Annotated in this window: 15 protein-coding genes; 1 reads left to right on the top strand and 14 read right to left on the bottom strand. The window is 43.3% G+C overall.

The features are described 5' to 3' along the window. Positions 1-36: 36 nt before the first annotated feature. The 11 genes from MHB37_RS08010 to alaS all read right to left on the bottom strand — a co-directional run bounded on the left by MHB37_RS08010 (position 37) and on the right by alaS (position 13,830). The gene (locus MHB37_RS08010; RefSeq protein WP_341144022.1) at positions 37-1,347 is read right to left on the bottom strand and encodes an extracellular solute-binding protein; all 1,311 of its coding nucleotides are present in this window, start codon (positions 1,345-1,347) and stop codon (positions 37-39) included. A 22-nt stretch (positions 1,348-1,369) separates the two neighbouring features. Then, positions 1,370-3,250 (bottom strand): sensor histidine kinase, encoded by a 1,881-nt coding sequence (locus MHB37_RS08005; RefSeq protein WP_076308693.1) that lies wholly within the window; start codon positions 3,248-3,250, stop codon positions 1,370-1,372. Between the two features lie 169 nt (positions 3,251-3,419). Then, on the bottom strand, positions 3,420-5,606 hold the full coding sequence (locus MHB37_RS08000) for a methyl-accepting chemotaxis protein (RefSeq protein WP_248547696.1): 2,187 nt from the start codon (positions 5,604-5,606) through the stop codon (positions 3,420-3,422). Between the two features lie 319 nt (positions 5,607-5,925). Next, positions 5,926-7,257 carry a U32 family peptidase gene (locus MHB37_RS07995; RefSeq protein WP_036675585.1) on the bottom strand — a complete coding sequence of 444 codons (1,332 nt, stop codon included), beginning with the start codon at positions 7,255-7,257 and terminating at the stop codon, positions 5,926-5,928. 99 nt (positions 7,258-7,356) lie between these two features. Further along, complete coding sequence (locus tag MHB37_RS07990; RefSeq protein WP_076126299.1) at positions 7,357-8,289, bottom strand: peptidase U32 family protein; 933 nt, start codon at positions 8,287-8,289, stop codon at positions 7,357-7,359. Positions 8,290-8,345: 56 nt separating this feature from the next. Next, positions 8,346-9,395, bottom strand: coding sequence for an endolytic transglycosylase MltG (mltG, locus tag MHB37_RS07985; RefSeq protein ID WP_405169130.1), 1,050 nt, complete (start codon positions 9,393-9,395; stop codon positions 8,346-8,348). Between the two features lie 172 nt (positions 9,396-9,567). Then, the gene (locus MHB37_RS07980; protein ID WP_076104918.1) at positions 9,568-9,876 is read right to left on the bottom strand and encodes a DUF1292 domain-containing protein; all 309 of its coding nucleotides are present in this window, start codon (positions 9,874-9,876) and stop codon (positions 9,568-9,570) included. Next, a complete protein-coding gene (locus MHB37_RS07975; RefSeq protein WP_038569507.1) occupies positions 9,869-10,177 on the bottom strand; it encodes a DUF1292 domain-containing protein in 309 nt (102 codons plus the stop codon). Before MHB37_RS07975 ends, MHB37_RS07980 begins: the two co-directional genes overlap by 8 nt. A gap of 13 nt (positions 10,178-10,190) precedes the next feature. Beyond that, on the bottom strand, positions 10,191-10,610 hold the full coding sequence (ruvX, locus tag MHB37_RS07970) for a Holliday junction resolvase RuvX (protein ID WP_076277088.1): 420 nt from the start codon (positions 10,608-10,610) through the stop codon (positions 10,191-10,193). Beyond that, on the bottom strand, positions 10,607-10,882 hold the full coding sequence (locus MHB37_RS07965) for an IreB family regulatory phosphoprotein (RefSeq protein WP_036675601.1): 276 nt from the start codon (positions 10,880-10,882) through the stop codon (positions 10,607-10,609). The genes ruvX and MHB37_RS07965 overlap by 4 nt, the downstream gene beginning before the upstream one ends. A 314-nt stretch (positions 10,883-11,196) precedes the next feature. Beyond that, the gene (gene alaS / locus MHB37_RS07960) at positions 11,197-13,830 is read right to left on the bottom strand and encodes an alanine--tRNA ligase (RefSeq protein WP_405169584.1); all 2,634 of its coding nucleotides are present in this window, start codon (positions 13,828-13,830) and stop codon (positions 11,197-11,199) included. Between the two features lie 469 nt (positions 13,831-14,299). On the opposite strand from alaS, the gene MHB37_RS07955 reads away from it, so the two are divergent. Then, complete coding sequence (locus MHB37_RS07955) at positions 14,300-15,211, top strand: CPBP family intramembrane glutamic endopeptidase (RefSeq protein WP_405169129.1); 912 nt, start codon at positions 14,300-14,302, stop codon at positions 15,209-15,211. Between the two features lie 84 nt (positions 15,212-15,295). Here MHB37_RS07955 and MHB37_RS07950 read toward each other — a convergent pair whose 3' ends face one another. From MHB37_RS07950 to MHB37_RS07940, 3 genes are all read right to left on the bottom strand, one after another. Beyond that, a complete protein-coding gene (locus MHB37_RS07950) occupies positions 15,296-16,213 on the bottom strand; it encodes a DUF5692 family protein (RefSeq protein ID WP_076126294.1) in 918 nt (305 codons plus the stop codon). A 293-nt stretch (positions 16,214-16,506) separates the two neighbouring features. Beyond that, on the bottom strand, positions 16,507-17,769 hold the full coding sequence (locus MHB37_RS07945) for an FAD-dependent oxidoreductase (RefSeq protein ID WP_076184718.1): 1,263 nt from the start codon (positions 17,767-17,769) through the stop codon (positions 16,507-16,509). A gap of 3 nt (positions 17,770-17,772) precedes the next feature. Next, positions 17,773-18,810, bottom strand: coding sequence for a helix-turn-helix domain-containing protein (locus tag MHB37_RS07940; protein WP_076126290.1), 1,038 nt, complete (start codon positions 18,808-18,810; stop codon positions 17,773-17,775). Positions 18,811-18,858: the final 48 nt, after the last annotated feature.

Here is an 18,858-nt window from a genome sequence, read left to right as displayed (position 1 = left end):
TCCAGAGAATGTCATCAAATTTATGTAGTACTAACTTTAAGGCTGAGAAGTTTGTGGCGCTCCTGCCCGCGCTTCCTTCCATTTTGCATTTAATTCGTCAAAAGCCTTTTGTAAATCAGGCGCAGCCAGTAACTCCTGAATATAATCCCCGGACCAAAAGGACAGCTTGGCTCTATTCGCCAGCTCGATGAACGCATCACTTTGTACAGTAGCATCGAGTAGCTTAGGCTTATAAGATAAAAACTCACGGTACTGCGACATAGAGGGATTCAAGCTTCCATCTGCCGGAAGGAATCCCCAATCATCTCGATAGGAAGTCTCCTTCACAAAAAAATTCAACCACGCCATAGCAAGCTCTTTGTTCTTGGTATATTTACTAACCCCCATGAACCAATCTGGATTGATCGGCGCATAATGAGCACTGCTATTATCATACGGAAACGGGAAGAATCCAATATCATCCGGGGCAGCCCCCACATCAAGGACTTGTCCAATCGTCCAATTTCCCAGTAAATACATCCCTGCTTGACCTTTAGCTAGCTTAGTCTTCGATATCTCCCAATTGTTCGAGAATAGTTCATCTTCAACATAGCCTTTACCAATTAAGGTTCGAGCAATGGAAATTGATTTCCCCCACTCATTATCAAGCTGCCACGGGCTATCCTCATTTACCATATTATTTAGATACTCTGGATTACCTGTCATATAGTTAACCAGACTGTTTCCCCATTCACGTAAAGGCCAGACGGCTCCATAATTCATATATAGGGGGATAATACCCGCTTGTTTTAATTTCGCACAAGCTTCGTAGAATTCATCCAGCGTCTTAGGAACAGTAGCTATTCCTGCTTTTTCGAATGCCTTTTTATTATAGACAATCCCAACCGTAGTAGTCCCCGTGGACAGCCCATAACGTTTCCCGTTATACGTAGCAAAAGAGGTGAAACGCTCACTAGCGGCGGTTTCTTCATCCAGCGGTTCGAAAAAATAATCCAGCTCCTTTGACGGAAGATTCACCGGAAGCAACAGTACATCACCAGCATCTTTCGTGGACAGCCGTACCAGAATATCCGTTGCATAATTGGACAAGCCTTCAAATTCCACATTGGCTTCGGGGTATCTCTGTTTAAATTGGTCAGCGTATCCTTGAAAAGTTCCGTTCTCAATCAGATCTATTCGATTGGTCATCATGACTATGGTGCCGGACAAGTCAGACTTCACCTCGTCTCCAACTGGAGGCGGAGTGGATTCCGTCTGCTTATTGTTATTGGCACAGCTACTACTCAATAACACTAAGAGAAGTAACAGTATGGTCCGCATAGTCCATTCTAATTTCAACCCCTTCAACGGACAGCCCCCTCTTATTTCGTTACTCAGGTAAGCTAATTAATTCCTGCTCCAGTAATGGCAGCGACAAAATAACATCGGTCCCTCGTCCAAGCTCACTATATACCTGGATCCCAAATGCCGCTCCATAATGAAGACGCACTCGCTGCTGTACATTTTTCATGCCTATCCCCCCGTTAATGCTTTTCTTAGGAGGACTTTCGTTCTGCAGCCCATCATTCAATTTCTCCAAAGTCTTCTCATCCATTCCGATCCCGTCGTCTTTAATATGAAACAACAGCATTTGCTCTGTAATCTCGCAGCGGATGCTTAAATGCATTTGCGGCTTATTATCATCTAAGCCATGGTAAGCTGCATTCTCAATGATAGGCTGGAAGACCAGCTTGATAATAGAGTAATTATCTAACGACTTCGGCACATCGATATCCAGTAAAAAACGGTTAGGATAACGATAGTTCAGCAGCTCGACGTAATTACGCACATATCCAAGCTCTTGCTTCAATGTCGTATTGCCACTCAGATCACTTGTACTGTACCGTAGCAGTTTGCCCAGAATAGAGATCATATCCGCAGCTTCGACATCATCATTCAGCTCGGCGGTCATTCGGATGGACTCCAGTGTGTTATAGATAAAATGAGGATTGATTTGACTCTGCAGCGCATGAAGCTCTGCTTCCTTTTTCTGTTCTTCTATGCGGTAAATATCCTGAATTAGCTGCCTGATTCGGGCTAACATACGATTAAATTGATGCCCCAGCAGACCAATTTCGTCACGCCGTTTAACTCTGAACATCACATCCAGATCGCCGCCCTGAACTTTTTTCATCAATTGAATCATTTGAGTCAGCGATTTAGTAAGGGCAACGGAAAGAATAATCGAAATAATTAACGCCAGTACTATGATACTTAATGTAGCAGCAAGTGTTGTATTACGGGTCAGCTTCACATCACGCATCAGTACATCAACAGGAATAGAGATAATTACCTTCCAATTGGTTTTGGTAGAGCCAGAGTAAATATTCAACCGCTCTTTTCCGTTGACTGTATCATAAAAGCTTCCAGAAATGCCTCCAACTCTTTTGAACAAGTCTGAATCAGAAATATCTGTGGCCAGCAGCTTCTTGTCGCTGTCGTAGATGACCATTCCCTTCTCATCCACAATCAACGACTTCCCATGGGTGACTTTATCCAGTTCCTTAACTTGATTCTCCAAATTGCTAATATTCGCTTCAACCGCAATCAGCCCGATTGGATTTAACAAGCCATCCACGATTTTGCGAACAACGGTAAAAGCATATCGGGTGCTCTGCAGATTACTTGTATACGCTTGAGTACCGAACAATAATGCTTCTCCGCTGGAATCCTTAGTCTGCTGGCTCCAGTATTTATAGCTTTGCTCGAGATCGAGTCGTACGCCACCATCCTTCGCAGAATAATAACCATTTCCGTAAGCGTCAAAAATATAAACCGAGTTCGCACCTCGCTTAATATTGTTAATAAACGAAATGTTGCCCTCTATCCCCCGTTGAATGGACAACAGAAGATCAAAATCACCGGGCGACAAAGCAGCACTCCCAGTTGCGCCTCCCATAATCTTTTTCTGCTCATGGTAGTTGTTCGAACGTATTAAATTCTGTTTGATATCATTCACATAGGCGGGCATAGATGAAATACGCTTCATATCTTCGATATAATCGTCTACTCCATCCATCATTTGATCGATTAATTTCTCAGAATAAGCAATAGTGTTCCCCTGAATAGATTCTGAGTAGCTCTTGAAGGTAAATACACTGATGAAGGATAGCGGGAGGGTAATGATAATTAAAAAGACGAGGAGCAGCTTGCGTTCCATGCTCATGTCCCCGATAACGGACCACCAGCCAGAGATGCGTCTACCTTTCATTTGGTCCTTCTCCTTAATACTTTTTACCTAACTTGTTATTAAATTATAACAAATACCTAACAAAGTTATTATACGGTGTAGTTCTTCATTACACAACAACAAACCGCCTCTTCATGTTGAAGAAGCGGTTTTGTTAGGTAAACAATTTAGAAATTAGTGATGAATCCACTCATTTTATAGTGAATAATGACAGCTTGTCCTTCAATTGACCTGAAGCACTTTCCAGCTTGCCAGATAATGAAACGAGTTGATCACTTACATTTTGCTGTTCATTACTGAGTGAAGCTACTTCTTGGGAAGTTGCTGAAGATTGCTCAGCTACAGCGCTAACGTTCCCCATAGCCTCTGACAACACACCTTGCGAATGATTCAGACTGCTGATCGCTGTCGTCACCGATTCCAGGCTTGTTATGAATTCATCCATCTGTCCTTTTACGGACAGGAAGATATCACTTGTACTCTTCACGGAGCTTACTTGTTCTTTAAACAGTGGTGCTACTTCGGATAATACAGCTTCCGTTTCGTTCATTTCCGCCATGATCTTATCCGTAATTCCAGCAACAAGGGCAATAGATTGTTTCGATTGGTCAGCAAGCTGCCGCACTTCACCCGCAACTACCATGAAGCCCTTACCAGCTTCTCCTGCACGAGCGGCTTCTATTGTTGCATTTAACGATAAGATATTCGTCTGTTGTGTGATACTCTTCATCACATCCAACACCTTAATTACGGAGAATACTGTCTCCTTCAGGTGGTTGACACGTTCGACAAGTGCACTTGTTTTTTCTCCAGTGCGGCTAGTCTGATCCAGCAGGTCAGTTAATTGCTTAGCGCCTTGAGCACTAGCTTCACCAACCCCACGTGCTGCTTCATCCATCTCAGTGTTGGCATATATTACAGTCTGCATTTGCGTAGCAATCACATCTGTTAGCTCATTACCTCGTTCAGCTTCAAGCGCCAGACTGCCTGCCCCACCGGCAATTTCTTCCGTAGCGGCTGCGATTTCCTTCGCAGAAATAGCTGTCTTCCGTGAGGCTTCACCAAGCTCACCAGCGGTCTCCAGCACATCCCGAGCGGTTTCTGTCGTTTGCGATACAAGCTCAGTAATACGCTCCATCATCACGTTAAAGGAAGCTGATAGCTGGCCAATTTCATCTTTAGAAACATATTCTGTACGTACACTTAGATCACCACCTGCACCTTGTACCATAAGATCCTTCAAGCGTGCTAGAGGGCGAGCAATCATACGCACCATCCAGATCCCGATTACTATGGCTAGCAGAGCCGCACCAGCAGCCGCAATAAAAGTAGTCAACAGAATCGGACGTGCTTCTTTTACTAGCTCATCTGTTGGGACTACCCCTGCCAACTTCCAATCCGCCCGGATCATTGGATTAAAGACAGCAAGGATTTCTTTCCCGTTTGTATCCTTCTCATCCAAGCTTTTGTTATCCTTTTTACTTGCCTGAATAAAAGCGAACTCTGAAGGTTTACCATCGTCTTTTGAATCCGAAGAAGCTACTACGGTTCCATCAGGAGTGACAAGTTGAATTCGAGAGCCATCTCCCAGCTGTACACTTGCGAATGATTCCTCCAGCAATGTATTCTTCAACACAAGGATGACTATGTATCCTGTACCTGAGCCCAGGGTTTTGAGAGATCTTGCCATAGCAATATTTTTGTCTCCATCACCTTGAACAGCTGTCGAGAACCATATGTTCTTGGCTGCATCACCATCACCTTTAGAATAGTAGGATTCATAAGATGCAGTGTTGTCGACAATCTTCTTATACCATTCTTGTTCTCTTATGTTATCTAACTTAATGCCGCCACTGCCACTTGTAACAATGTCTTGATCAGGCGACTCCGGGATCAAAGAAACACTAAGAATATTAGAATCCGTTGTAATCTGACTGGACAACTTTTTACTTACTGCGCTTGTAGCTTCAAATTTCTCATAGGAAGATTGTGCAGTCACTAAAGACTTCAAATCTTCTTGCATCTGCGCATCAAAATAAAGCTGTAAAGCCAAGTTCTCGTACTGTTTCAAAGTAATATCTAACTTTTCTGAGGTCTGAATAATAGTCTGACGGTAGGCTTCCGATACGTTGTTCTTAATTGTCTTCTTGGCTTTTGAATAAGATAGCAGTCCAAGTGCCATTACCACAATTACAATTGCACACAAAAATATCAGGAATATCTTCACGCCAACAGATTCCATAGGATTAACTCTTTTGATCTGTCCCCGCAAATCTATCCCATTCTTCAAATTAAACTTAGGTGTCTTAACTGCCCCTTCAATCTTGCTTGTTTCCTTGTTTCCTGTGATCGCCGATTTCTTATTCTTTTTATTCATGCTAAACCTTCTCTCATTATGCTTTTCACTAATACTATCTTGATCAGGATCCCCCATCTTGATCACCTACCCGCTAATATTAGAATACGCATGAAAGCGTTAACCAATATATATATCGGCGTATTAGGTCTTTTTCCTTAGCTTTACGAGACTTTTTTTACAACTTTTAACCTATGTATGTTTAAACATAATAAATAGCTTGCTGCACCTCCTCTCTTGGAGATATTTGTTAATCCCTAATATATATAACTTATTGTTTGCTTTGTCAAAAAGAAAAACAGGGAGGCTCTTGGATGACCAAAGGCTTCCCTGTTTTTTATTAAAACTTCTTCTTACGCATCATATCAAAGTATGCAACCGGTTGATCTACCTTCATGCGAATAGGTTGCAGTGGATGACGGGCGGCATCAAGCGAATTGCCTTTCTCATCCCATATTTCGCCAACCGTTTGCTTGAAGAACGTATCGTTAGGTCCAAAGAATTCTACTTCCTGACCTGGCTTAAAGTGATTGCGCTGTTGAACTAGTGCCGTACCACTTTCAGCATCGTATTCAATTACAAGTCCGGCAAAATCATACGGAGCTGCTTTTTCTTCAGGCTCATAGATATGATCTTCATGATCCGGAGTATCATAGAAGAATCCTGTGTTTAGCGGACGGTTAGCGGCTTTATTAAGCTCATCCAGCCATTCCTGCTTCAATTCATACCCTTCCGGATCTGCCATATAAGCATCAATGGCTTTACGATATGCATTAACGACAGTAGCCACATAGTGGATTGACTTCATTCGTCCTTCGATCTTGAAGCTGTCGATACCCACTTCAATCAGTTCAGGTATACTTTCCAGCATACACAAATCCTTAGAGCCCATGGAGAAGGGATTATCTCCTTGCTGATGCAGTGGAATCTGAGTTACACCTGGAAGCAAAGGAGCTGGAGATTTCGCTTCAGCCTGCTCTTCCTCAGACACCCAAGTCCCTTCCGGACGTGCATCCTCAAACAAATCATATTTCCAGCGGCAAGACTGGCAACAGCCCCCGCGATTGGAATCACGGTCGGTGAAATGGTTGGACAATACACAACGGCCCGAATACGAGGAACACATTGCACCATGGATGAAGCTTTCGATTTCAATGTCGACATGTTTTTTAATCTCAGCGATCTCTTCCAGGCTTGTCTCACGGCCCAAAACAACACGCGGAAGCCCCTCTTCCTTCCAGAAGGACACCGCTTGCCAGTTCAACGTAGACTGCTGTGTACTCAAATGCACTTCAAGACCAGGCACTAACCGGCGTGCTGTATCTACAATGATTGGATCAGCTACGATAATAGCAGCAATCCCAGCTTCATATAAGTTACGCAGGTATTCTTCAATTCCCGCGACATCTTCATTGTGAGCATAAATGTTTGTTGCAACAAATACCTTAGCGCCATATTTCTTGGCGAATTCAACACCTTCGCGCATTTCCTCGAAGCTGAAATTATCTGCGCCGGAACGCAAGCCGTATTGTTGTCCTCCGATATAAACAGCATCCGCACCATAGTGTACTGCGAACTTCAATTTTTCCAAATTACCAGCCGGAGCGAGGAGCTCCGGTTTGTCCAGACGGTAACGTTTGCCCTTATATTGCGGCTTTGTCATGGTTCCCATTCCTGTTCTCCCCTCCATCGCCCACAAAGCTAAGTCACATGCTATAAATGCTGTACCTAATCTTCGTGGGGACCTATAACCTCTTTATTTTTATCAAACTTAATATACTTGCTCTTTATAGAAAAATCCGAAGCTTAACTCCCGTTCAGGGTCCTGCACCGTTCTGATTACATCCATCCATTCCTCATTGAAGGCATAACCTTCCGGATCAGCCGCATAAAGATCTATAGCTTTACGATAAGTCTTCACAACCGTTACATTATACGCTATCGATTTCAAGAGTCCCTCAATCTTAAGGCTGTGTATACCTGCAGCCATCAGAATATGCAGATCCTCCAAAATACAAATATCATCCGAGCTCATAATATGAGTGCCGTTCTCGTCTTCATAAATCGGGAATTTCTGGTCATCTCGTTCTTCCTCAATCAGAAATAGTCCGCGTTCCTTCCCGAGACTTCCTCCATCACTAGGACGGCCTTGATGTGACATATAGCTTTCAACAAGCTTCCGCTTGGAATGGTATATATTGGTCATTCCATGAACCTGCACCTGTGCCTCAATCTCCAAAAGCGGAACCATTTCCGTCATTTCATCCATATTCAGCTCACGGGCCAGCACAACGCGAGAAGCCCCCTTGCGTCCCCAATAATTCGCTGTCGCATAGTTGGTGGAAGTCATTTCCGCATTCCAGTGCAGCTTCATTGCTGGCGCTTCTTTCTTCACAGTGGTTAACACTGCTGGATCCCCGAATTCAACACCATCAATGCCAAGCTCACCTAAAGCCTTCACATAGGCAGGAAGCTCATCCAGCAGACGGTTGGACATCAGCCCACCCAAGCTTGCATACACTTTGCAGCCTCGCGAATGTGCCATTTCTACGACAGTCGCTGTATCCTCCAGAGAGAAATGTCCAGCAAGCCGCATCCCGAAACGGTCATCCCCAATGAGCAACGCATCTGCTCCGGCATCCAGCAGAGCAGCAGCTTCCTCCAAGGACGCTGCCGTCACCAGCAATTCCGGTTTGTTAGTCATGTTGTACCTCCTACTTGTACAGTTATTTCAACCGCACCACTCTTCATTTTAATAGTTTATTTCGATTCTTGCTTACTTTTTTCGATATTGGCTAAATGTTCCTTGTAGGTCTTAGCAAATAAATGGCCCTGTGTACCATCTTTTTTGGTCACATAGAAGTAATATTCAGAAGCTTCTGGTTCGAGTGCCGCTTGAATGGACTCCAGCCCCGGATTACTAATAGGTCCCGGAGGAAGTCCAATATTCTTATACGTATTATATGGACTATCAACTTCCAAATCTTTATACAAAAGTCTTTCCTTCTGCTTATTGAGTAAATATTGAACGGTAGCGTCGATCTCCAGCTTCTGCTCTTTCTTTAGGCGGTTATAAATAACACCAGCCACAAGCGGACGTTCACTATCCACCACAACTTCCCGCTCAACCAGCGAAGCTACGGTCAACAGTTCATGCAGAGACAATCCACGCGTTTCTAGCTTTTGCTGCCAGTTAGGAATCGTATCGAGCTTCTTCTGGAACTGATCCAAAAGCGCTTCTACAACTTCCCGGGGCGTGCTATCTTTGGCCAGTTCATAGGTTTCGGGGAATAAATATCCTTCAAGACGGTGGCGTAGATTCTTATCCTGCGGGATACCCAGAATATCAATCCCCTTCAAACCTGCACCAGTATCCATAATTTCAAGAAAAGTAGCCGCATCCTGATTCCAGGCTTCAGCGAGCTTCTTAGCGATCTGCTCAGCATTATATCCTTCGGGGATAGTAAAGACCACAGTTTCTTCCTTAACTACATCACCTGCATTTAATCTTGCAATGAGTTCATCATAGCTGTCACCGGGCTTAGCGATATAAGTACCTGCTTTGAAGCTAGAGCCTTCTTTAGTCCATTTCAAATATCCCTTAAAAAAAAGACTCTTACGGATAATGCCATTTTGCTCAAGCAGATCAGCAATCTCCGCACTTCCCATGCCCTTCTCTATCGTAAATGTTACAGCAGGACCTGCAGGCTCTACCGGCTGCATCCCGTTCCAAATGTACCATGCGCCCCCACCTCCTGCTGCTACCAGCAAAAGAATAATGATTAACACAGTACGGATTGCGGATTTCAAGTCTGGTTCCTCACTTTCCGACTATAAAGTATAAAAGTGTATTGCCTAAAATTCAATATATATTTCCTTAGATTGATGTATATAGGATATTGCTCGCATTTCAAGCAAAAAGAGCGCGGAATTCTCCGCCCTCTTCCGTGCCCATCATAAATGTAACGTACATGTTTAAGTTTTATTCAGCGCCATCTGCTGGAAAAGTCATCTCATCGTATAGCTCAGAGATGTCTTCCCACTCTTCATCGTCCATAATGCTCTCCAATTCCGGAAGTCCGTCAGAAGAGACAACGATACGCAGGATTTCATACTCCACGTCTTTGCCAGAGCCTTTCAGCACTGCATATCCGCGATCACCGACTTCAAATTCGGCGATAATATCGTAAATGGAAGATTTGCCTTGCTCATCTTCCAGTTCTACAGTTTCTCCGTAGGCTTCTTTAAGCCGTGAAGTCCATACCGCTTGATCAGCGGATATCTCAGTCATTCTCCGATCCTCCGTCCAACTCGTCGACCAGTGTGTTGAAAGTCTCTTCGACAATCGCCCACTCCTCGTCATTATCGATCATGAACAATTGAAGATCGTCGCCTTCTTCCACATAACGGAACGCGTATACCTCATCGGTTTCCTCGTCCTCGGAGTCTAGCGGAACCACCATCATATACTTAGCGTCCGAGCCATCAACCTCAAACTTCATAATGACCTCGAATTCCTCTTCATTACCTTCCTCATCGGGAATATAGATAATTTCCGGTTCTTCCTCTTGGCCAATCTGTTCGTTTGTCATATCCTCGCACCCCTCACCTTTTACTGTTAGCATCCAAAAAATTTTGCAAAATCAGGGCTGCAGCCATTTTATCCACAATCCCCTTGCGTTTCTTCCGGCTGACGTCCCCTTCAATCAGCACCCGCTCTGCGGATACCGTCGTCAGACGCTCATCCCAAAGGTGTACGGGCATATCTAACTGTTCCCGTAGCTTATCAGCGAACTCTATACAGATTTCGCCCCGGGGTCCTACTGAGCCGTTCATATTCTTCGGTAGACCAACTACAATCTCTCCAATTTCGTGCTCTGCAACAAGTTCACGAATGCGTTCGAACTCATTACCCGTACCTCGGCGCTCAATCGTTTCAAGAGCTTGTGCCGTCCAGCCAAAAACATCACTTGTGGCTACACCGATTCTACGGTCGCCGTAATCTAAACCTAACTTCTTCTTCATTTCGGATTGTCCACCCTGTGATTGACGAGATAGAATCTAACCAGCTCTTCAATCAGCTCATCACGTTCTTTTCTCCGGACCAAACTTCTCGCATTGTTATGGCGCGGAATGTAAGCCGGATCTCCGGAAAGAAGATACCCTACGATCTGATTGATCGGATGATACTCTTTCTCCACCAGTGCATCGTATACTGCTAGCAATATTTCCTGGGGAGAAGCTTCCTTTTCGTCGCCCTTCACATTGAATTTGACCGTTTTGTCCATGGAGTCCATTTGTGACACCTTCCTTCTGCAAAATCGCCTTTTGGGACGGCTTCGCAAAGTTGCTACTGTGCAGCTCGCTTGCTTCCTTTATCATAACATATTCATGCCCCAACGAGGAAATCCTGCCCGTTATTAACGCTTTTTTTGGCATTTTCTCTACAAAAATTATGATATTTTTGGCTTTTAAGCTATTGTCAAGCACAATTATTCATGAATATCTAACATCCTGCTAATAAAGAGTAGCGGTACTGATATCAAACTCTCAGTACCGCTATGTTTTCTCGTAATACGTTTAGTTAGAGAAATGGTTTCGTAATTTTAACTTAGGCTAAGGAAGCTACCAATTCTTCAGCCTTTGCCAATGCTTCGTTTAGCTTAGAAGCATCTTTACCGCCGGCTTGCGCCATATCTGGACGCCCACCGCCACTACCGCCGCAAACCGCTGCAATTTCTTTAACGAGTTTACCAGCGTGGAAACCTTTCTTCACCAGGTCTTGCGGTACAGATACTACAAAGTTCACCTTATCATCCATCGCCGCACCTAGTACAAGCACTGCATCCGGAAGCTTGGATTTCAATTCATCCGCTGTGGAACGCAAAGCATCCATATTGCCTGCTTGAACAGCAACAGCCAGGAGCTGCGTACCTGCGCCAACTGTCTTCACGCTGCTTGTAAGTTCAGCAGCAAAAGTAGCACTCAGCTTGGATTGCAAGGACTCATTCTCACGCGAAAGCTCACGCACCTGGTTATGCAGCGCTTCGATCCGTTTCGGAACGTCATTCAGAGAAGACTTAAGAAGGCCTGCTGATTGTTTGAGCAAATCTAGCTGACTTTCAGTGAACTGGTAAGCGTAACGTCCGGTAACCGCCTCGATGCGGCGCACTCCGGAACCAATGCCACTTTCGCTAAGCAGCTTGAAAATTCCGATTTGCGACGTGTTGGATACATGACAACCACCGCAAAGCTCAAGGCTGTAATCACCCACTTGAACGACACGGACGATATTACCGTATTTTTCACCAAAGAGTGCCATTGCTCCCATTGCTTTAGCTTCATCAATCGGCTTGTTCTCAATCACTACATCTAGACCGCGCCAGATTTGTGCATTTACGCGATGTTCGATATCGCTCAATTCTTCTGGAGTAATCGCTCCAAAATGGGAGAAGTCAAACCGCAAACGAGCACCTTCCACTAAAGATCCCGCTTGATTAACATGCCCGCCAAGAACTTCTTTAAGCGCTTTGTGCAATAAATGGGTAGCTGTGTGGTTCTTCACGATATCTTCACGCTCCGCACGATCCACTTCCGCGCGAACGGATTCGCCCACTTTCAATTCTCCCGCTTCCACAGTTACCAAATGTACGTGTTGGCCGTGTGGAGCTTTAAAGAGTCCTTTTACCTTAGCTGTAACTGAACCCCCAGTAAGCACACCCGTGTCACTTACTTGTCCGCCGCTCTCAGCATAGAACGGTGTTGTATCAAGAATAACTTGGCATTCTGCGCCTTCACCGGCGACATCTACCAATTCATCACCCACAACAATAGCCAGGATTTTCGACTCTGTTACCGAGTCATTATATCCAACAAATTCACTTTTAACCGTCAGGTCTGCTAGTGCGCCTCCCTGGATCTTCATGCTGCCGCCATCATGACGTGCAGCTCTCGCACGGTCACGTTGCTCCTGCATAGCCGCATCAAAACCTTCTCGGTCTACAGTTAAACCTTGCTCCGCTGCGAAATCTTCGGTCAGGTCAAATGGGAACCCATAAGTATCATATAACTTAAATGCATCGGCTCCAGCAATATTGCTGAGACCCTCTGCTTTTGCTTTAGCACTGATCTCACCCAAAATAGCCAATCCGTCAGACAATGTTTCGTGGAAACGTTCTTCTTCAGTACGAATAATCTTTGCGATATATTCGCGGTTGTCCACAACGGATGGATAGTAGACACCCATAATTTCGCCAACGGTTTCAGTCAGCTCATACAGGAATGGACGATCCAGACCCAAGGTCTTTCCGTACCGAACAGCACGGCGAAGCAAACGGCGGATAATATAACCGCGTCCTTCATTAGAAGGAAGTACTCCATCCCCGACCGCAAAAGTAACGGTACGCACATGGTCAGCGATTACTTTAAGCGCGATATCCTGCTCAACGTTATCTTTATAAGTTACACCCGCGAGCTGTGCTGTCTTTTGAATAATAGGTTGGAACAAATCAGTGTCGAAGTTGGAATCTACATCCTGTAGAATGGATGCAAAACGCTCCAAGCCAGCCCCTGTATCAATGTTTTTATTCGGAAGCGGCGTATAGCTGCCATCCTTGTTATGGTTGAATTGTGAGAACACCAGGTTCCATACTTCTAACCAGCGTTCATTTTCTCCACCTGGATACATTTCCGGATCGCTCATATCACTGCCGTAAGCTTCACCACGGTCATAAAAGATTTCCGAGCAAGGACCGCATGGGCCTTCGCCAATATCCCAGAAATTATCGTCGCCCAGCTTAATGATGCGTTCAGCAGGCAGGCCAACCTTTTCATTCCACAGCTTAAATGCCTCTTCATCCTCTGCGTACACCGTTACGGAAATACGTTCCGGGTCAAAGCCGATCCACTCTTTGCCGGTTAGGAACTCCCAAGCCCATGTGATAGCTTCTTCTTTGAAATAATCGCCGATGGAGAAGTTACCCAGCATCTCGAAAAATGTATGGTGACGGCGTGTCTTACCCACATTCTCGATATCATTGGTACGAATACATTTTTGTGAGTTAGTCAGGCGCGGATTTTCTGGAACCTCCCGGCCATCGAAGTACACTTTCAAAGGTGCCATACCCGCATTGATCCACAGAAGCGAAGGATCGTTGTGAGGAACGAGGGACGCACTTGGTTCAATCTTGTGACCTTTACTTTCAAAAAACTTAAGCCATTTGGAACGAATTTCACTTGCTTTCATCATTTACAGCTCCCGTCTCATCTTTTTACTTCGGCATTTACACCGGAAATTACAAAATACCTAAAAAATAAAAACAAAAAAACGCCCCTGAATAATTCAGGGACGATTAATATCGCGGTACCACCCTGGTTATCGCCTTGACCCCACTAATGGGACAATTGCAGACGATCGCCTTGTCGCGGCTGATAACGGGCGCCCCCGGTGAGCATTGATCTCACACTCCGAAATTAGCTTTCCACCGGCCTGTCTTCAAGGTTCTCACAGCCATTACGAAACGTTTCGTAAAGGAACCTTTTCTCTGTTCAAGCCATCCTCCGGTGTACTTCATTTTCATCAACGATTTGTCCGATTTGCATTTTAACATTTCAAGTATAGCCAGTGCCCTTGCTTCTGTCAATCTGGGGATGGGCGAATGTGAAGAATAACACATGATTTTTGTAACAGTAAACTTGGACTCAAAAAGGATATAGTGAAATCTAAGGTTAATTTGGAATATTTTGTATCAGGAGGACTGCCGTCGATGCTTCACTCCAAGGAGTTCAATCTATCATCGATTTTTGAAGCAAAGCCTACACACTACCTTTTTATAGCGAGCCTCATTTTTATTCATATTATCTTTACTCTTGCGGTTAATCTCATCCTTTTTGAGCATGGATATTTAAGTTTTATTGCCAAAAACACAAACCACTGGATCAATGAAACGTTAGCCGCCAATCTAGTTGGGCTTCTCTTAGAAGTAATTATTTTTTTGATTCTGATAGCTAAAGTTTCGCCCCGGGATTTTGGGTTAAAAATAGAAAAATTAAGAGCCGGACTGCTGGGTACCTTTCTGTTTTGGCTCGCTATAAATATAGTAGATTTGTGTATGGTACACCTGAATCACTCAGAGCTAACACTTAACAATGCTATCTTCAGCCATTCAAATTTAGTTTTCGGTGAAATTCTAGGTCAAGTCTTGGGAAATGCTTTATTGGAAGAAATCTTATTTCGCGGCTTCCTGCTCGTTCAAATCTATCTATACTTAAAAAAAATCAACAACAAAACTACACGGATGATCTCTGCAATGCTGATTTCACAATCGATCTTTGCCGCCATACATATCCCAAACCGGATTTACTCAGGATTAGTTGGAATGGAGTTTGTTTATGATTTTATCATGCTTCTAATTCTAGGAATTATATTCGCTCTACTCTATATCTTAACCCGAAATTTATTTTTCGTGATCGGCGTTCACTCATTAATGAATATTCAGATAGCGTTTTGGAACAGCAATTTCACATATACGGCAACTTTATTATGTGTCTTATTACTGACTTGTCTTTTGCTTTGTATAAAAAGGAAAACATTTCGTGCGCAGCAACGGGCGGATATGGGGCTCTGATAATTAGAACTTTAATTATTCACAAAAAGAAGTTCCCCCCTTTAAGCAGGAGGAACTTCTATCACTATTACTATAATGTCTCTATTAATTCGCACCCTCTGCAATAGCTTTATAAGCAGCTAAATCCGTATAAACTTCATCTTTAAGCGGATTGCGTTTATGCTTGATGATTTTATAGAAATGATAACCAAACACTGCAATATTAGCAGCTAAAGATAATGCACTTACTATCCACAGAGCGGTTTCACTATGAGAGGATTGTACAGAGAACTTTGACTCGCCAACAAACGCCGGGAACGACATCGTAAACATCATCCAAATCGCCAAAGTCTGTGCACGATGCTGCAGCCATGCCCCTTTTTTAAAGAAGAACGCCGGGATGGTACAAGAGATCAACAATGCTGCACCTGCATAGAAGGAATGGTCAGAAACTGCATTATATACATAGGCAAAGTTCCAAATGTCATAAGCAATGATCCAGAACCAAAGCTGGTCAGGCCACAACATATCTTTACTCTTATCTTTACTGATCACAATACCCATCCAACCAGAAATCGTAATAATGTTCAGAATACCTGCGATCCCGTTCATAATGTTCCAAGGACCACCTACCATCATTACGCCATCCACCATACCTTGCAAGCTGTACACTTGGAAATCACGAATAACTGCTTCAAGAATGTTAACTGCAAGGATAATAGCCGGGAACATTAATATATATTTATTTTTGTCCCATCCTTTAACATAACGGATAGCCATAAACCCTATACATCCTGCCAAAGCAGAATATACTTTTACCCAGTGAAACCATGTTCCAGTACTGGAGCCTTCTCCTGCCGTATTTGGCCAAACCGCTATGGTAAGAACAATAGGGACAACTATAAACAGAATGATTGAGAACCACTTGCTCTTCCGTGCGATTTCATTTACAAACATTAATCCTGCTAGTACTACTAACCACATTAACGCAGAGTACCAGGGAATCGATTCGAATAAAAACATGTTTTACTCCTCCTTATAGGTTGGTGTATGTAATCTGTGTCTCAGGTCCAATATAGCCCATCCCTCTTTAAACGATCAAATCGCTTAAAACGTTGATTTATCAGTGTTTTTTTAGTTTCATTTCAAGTTGAGTTTACACAACCCTAGCACTAGAATTCGCCAAACTTTCTACCTTTCTTCTGAGAAATCTATTAGAATACATGTCTATAGAACTATATACTGCAAACCTAACTTGAATGTAAAAAACCTTGTCGACAAATTTCTTTGTGGACAAGGTTCCTCTTTAATGTTATTCAAAAGAATCGTTCAACCAAGTGTTTCGCGTATATAATACAATTCTCAAGTGTAGGGAAGTTCATGATTTCTCCAGCTAAATAGATATTGTTTTTCCCCTGCATCTGATCAACCCGTTCATAAAATCCCTCATGTAGCGCATTAGAATCCACATGTGGGAAATGCCTCCAACGCTTCATCATATATAGTCGAATGCTCTCTCCGCCCAGCTCGCGAAGTTTATTTTCTACCGTCTCTCGCATTTCCAGATCAGTCATAGCTTCATTCTCTGCTACATAAACCGTAACTAGATCCGTAGTTCCCATATCTGCCCACCGATAGTACCATGCCATCATATGCCCTTTACGTTCAGGGTACATATTCCGGGGGATATAGCCAGAAAGCTCCGGCAACCCCTTCACTCTATACGCATATACCCTAAACCATTCATAGGTTATATTCGCTAATAAAGTTTTGTCCTCACTTGACAGGCTAACTGTATCGCCCATTTGCTCTAAAGCTGCTGTATAAATGACCTTGTCAAAATAAAAGATGTCCTGACTCGTCTCTACTCGAACCTGCCCATCTTGTTCTTGCTCCATAAAAAGCACTTCACAAGTCAGGCGTAGATCGTTTACTTGGTCGGCCATTCGTCTAATCAGCTCAGTAACACCCTTAGGCCAGGTTATCATATGAGTAATTTCAATAAACGACAACAGATTATCATAGCTTAGAAATTTCAGCACATATGCAGCGGGCACATTATGGATACCACCGAATCCAAAAGTATTAAAATAATGCATGTAGACCTGCTCAAGGACAGACAGCTTATTCTCTACACACCACTGCGAAAATGGCTGACATAAATCTGGCGGTAAGTGGAGAAAACCCGGTTCTTGGAGAGACTCATAGCGTTTTAGAATATCCGGCAATCGTTTGAATTCTTGTGTAAACGCCTCTATCTGCTCCATGGGAATCTGTGAAGTTTTTCTCCCATTATTATCAAAAAATCCACGTTCTAACAATGGTCCCCTATCCATAAGATCAAAATCTCTCATAAAATCCATCGTATGTTTATAGGTAGGCAGGCCGATTAGCGTCCCCATTTCATAACTTTTTCCTTTGTACTCAATAGAATGACACTTTCCTCCTACTCTATCCGACTTCTCCATGAGGGTAATGTTGGTATATCCTTTTTTCGCTAATTCATAAGCAGCCGTAACCCCAGAAATCCCTGCACCGATGATTCCAATTCGGTCTTTATTCTTCGTGTTTGTCATCATCCGTTATCTCCTTGTAAATAACCATAATGGCAAAGTTTCTCGTTGTCCCGTATAGGCAAGTGCGACATCCGATGGTATTTTACCTTGATTAGGTCCGTCTGTAATTTGCCTGTTGAAGTTGTAGGTTCTCAAGTATTCATGTAAGCGCTTTTCTAAAATTTCAAAGGAATCTATCGTATCATCTACCCAAGCCTGCTGGTAGAATTCTTTGGTCAACACCGCCGCAAATTGCTGCAAGGGCTGAAATATCTCTGTTTGGTCTACCGTTATAGCGACTTGATTAATATTGTTCTTATGTAAAAATTCACTATATTTATGTTTTCCTCTGTCCCAGTTCGTAATGAATTCACGGCTTTTGTTCGTAACCAGATTATCGATATGAAAATCTAATGTCTTCATCAATGGGAGAACTTTCAGATGCATAAAATCTATAAAATGAATGGTAGATTTCCGATTGTATAGCTTAACTAGACCTAGTCTGGAGTAGGCATCATAAATTACATATTGATATACCTTTCCGACCCTCGGGAAAACTCCCAAATAGCTAATACTCTGCTGACACATATACCCGGGATGAGCATTTATCGGATTCTTCATCTTATAATCTAGTATTTTCCGTTTCTCTTTAAATCCTTTAGTGTGAGTGGATTGTGCGCCATTCCTCTTCTTTGCTTTGATTTGATTGGCGTAAGCTTCACGTTCTATTCGTTTATTTAGTCCGTTTCGACGTAGTACATTATAAATACCGGATTCCCCTATTTGCATACCTTCATCTTGCAGTTCATAAAAGATGCGTTTAGGCCCATCCTCAGGAAATCTGGCGACGTACTCCAAGATCAATCTTTCCGTTCTCTTATCTACTTTATTAGGCATTACCGGCTTTCTTTTCTTCTCCCCAAGTCCATCCATTCCATGTTGTTGATAAGCTTTAGACCACTTATAATAGATCGTCCGGGAAATGCCAAACTCCTTACAGGTTTCGCTCACATTCTTGCTGATGGCCCCTTGCATGAGGATATGATATTTGTTGTTCGCATTCACCTATTTGCACCCCTCCTATCTTTATTTTATACATAGTTAACGTTTAAT

Origin of the sequence: Paenibacillus sp. FSL H3-0286 (assembly GCF_045040705.1) — a bacterium.
Classification (GTDB): domain Bacteria; phylum Bacillota; class Bacilli; order Paenibacillales; family Paenibacillaceae; genus Paenibacillus_AQ; species Paenibacillus_AQ odorifer.
This window is presented reverse-complemented; position numbering and strand designations above follow the sequence as displayed.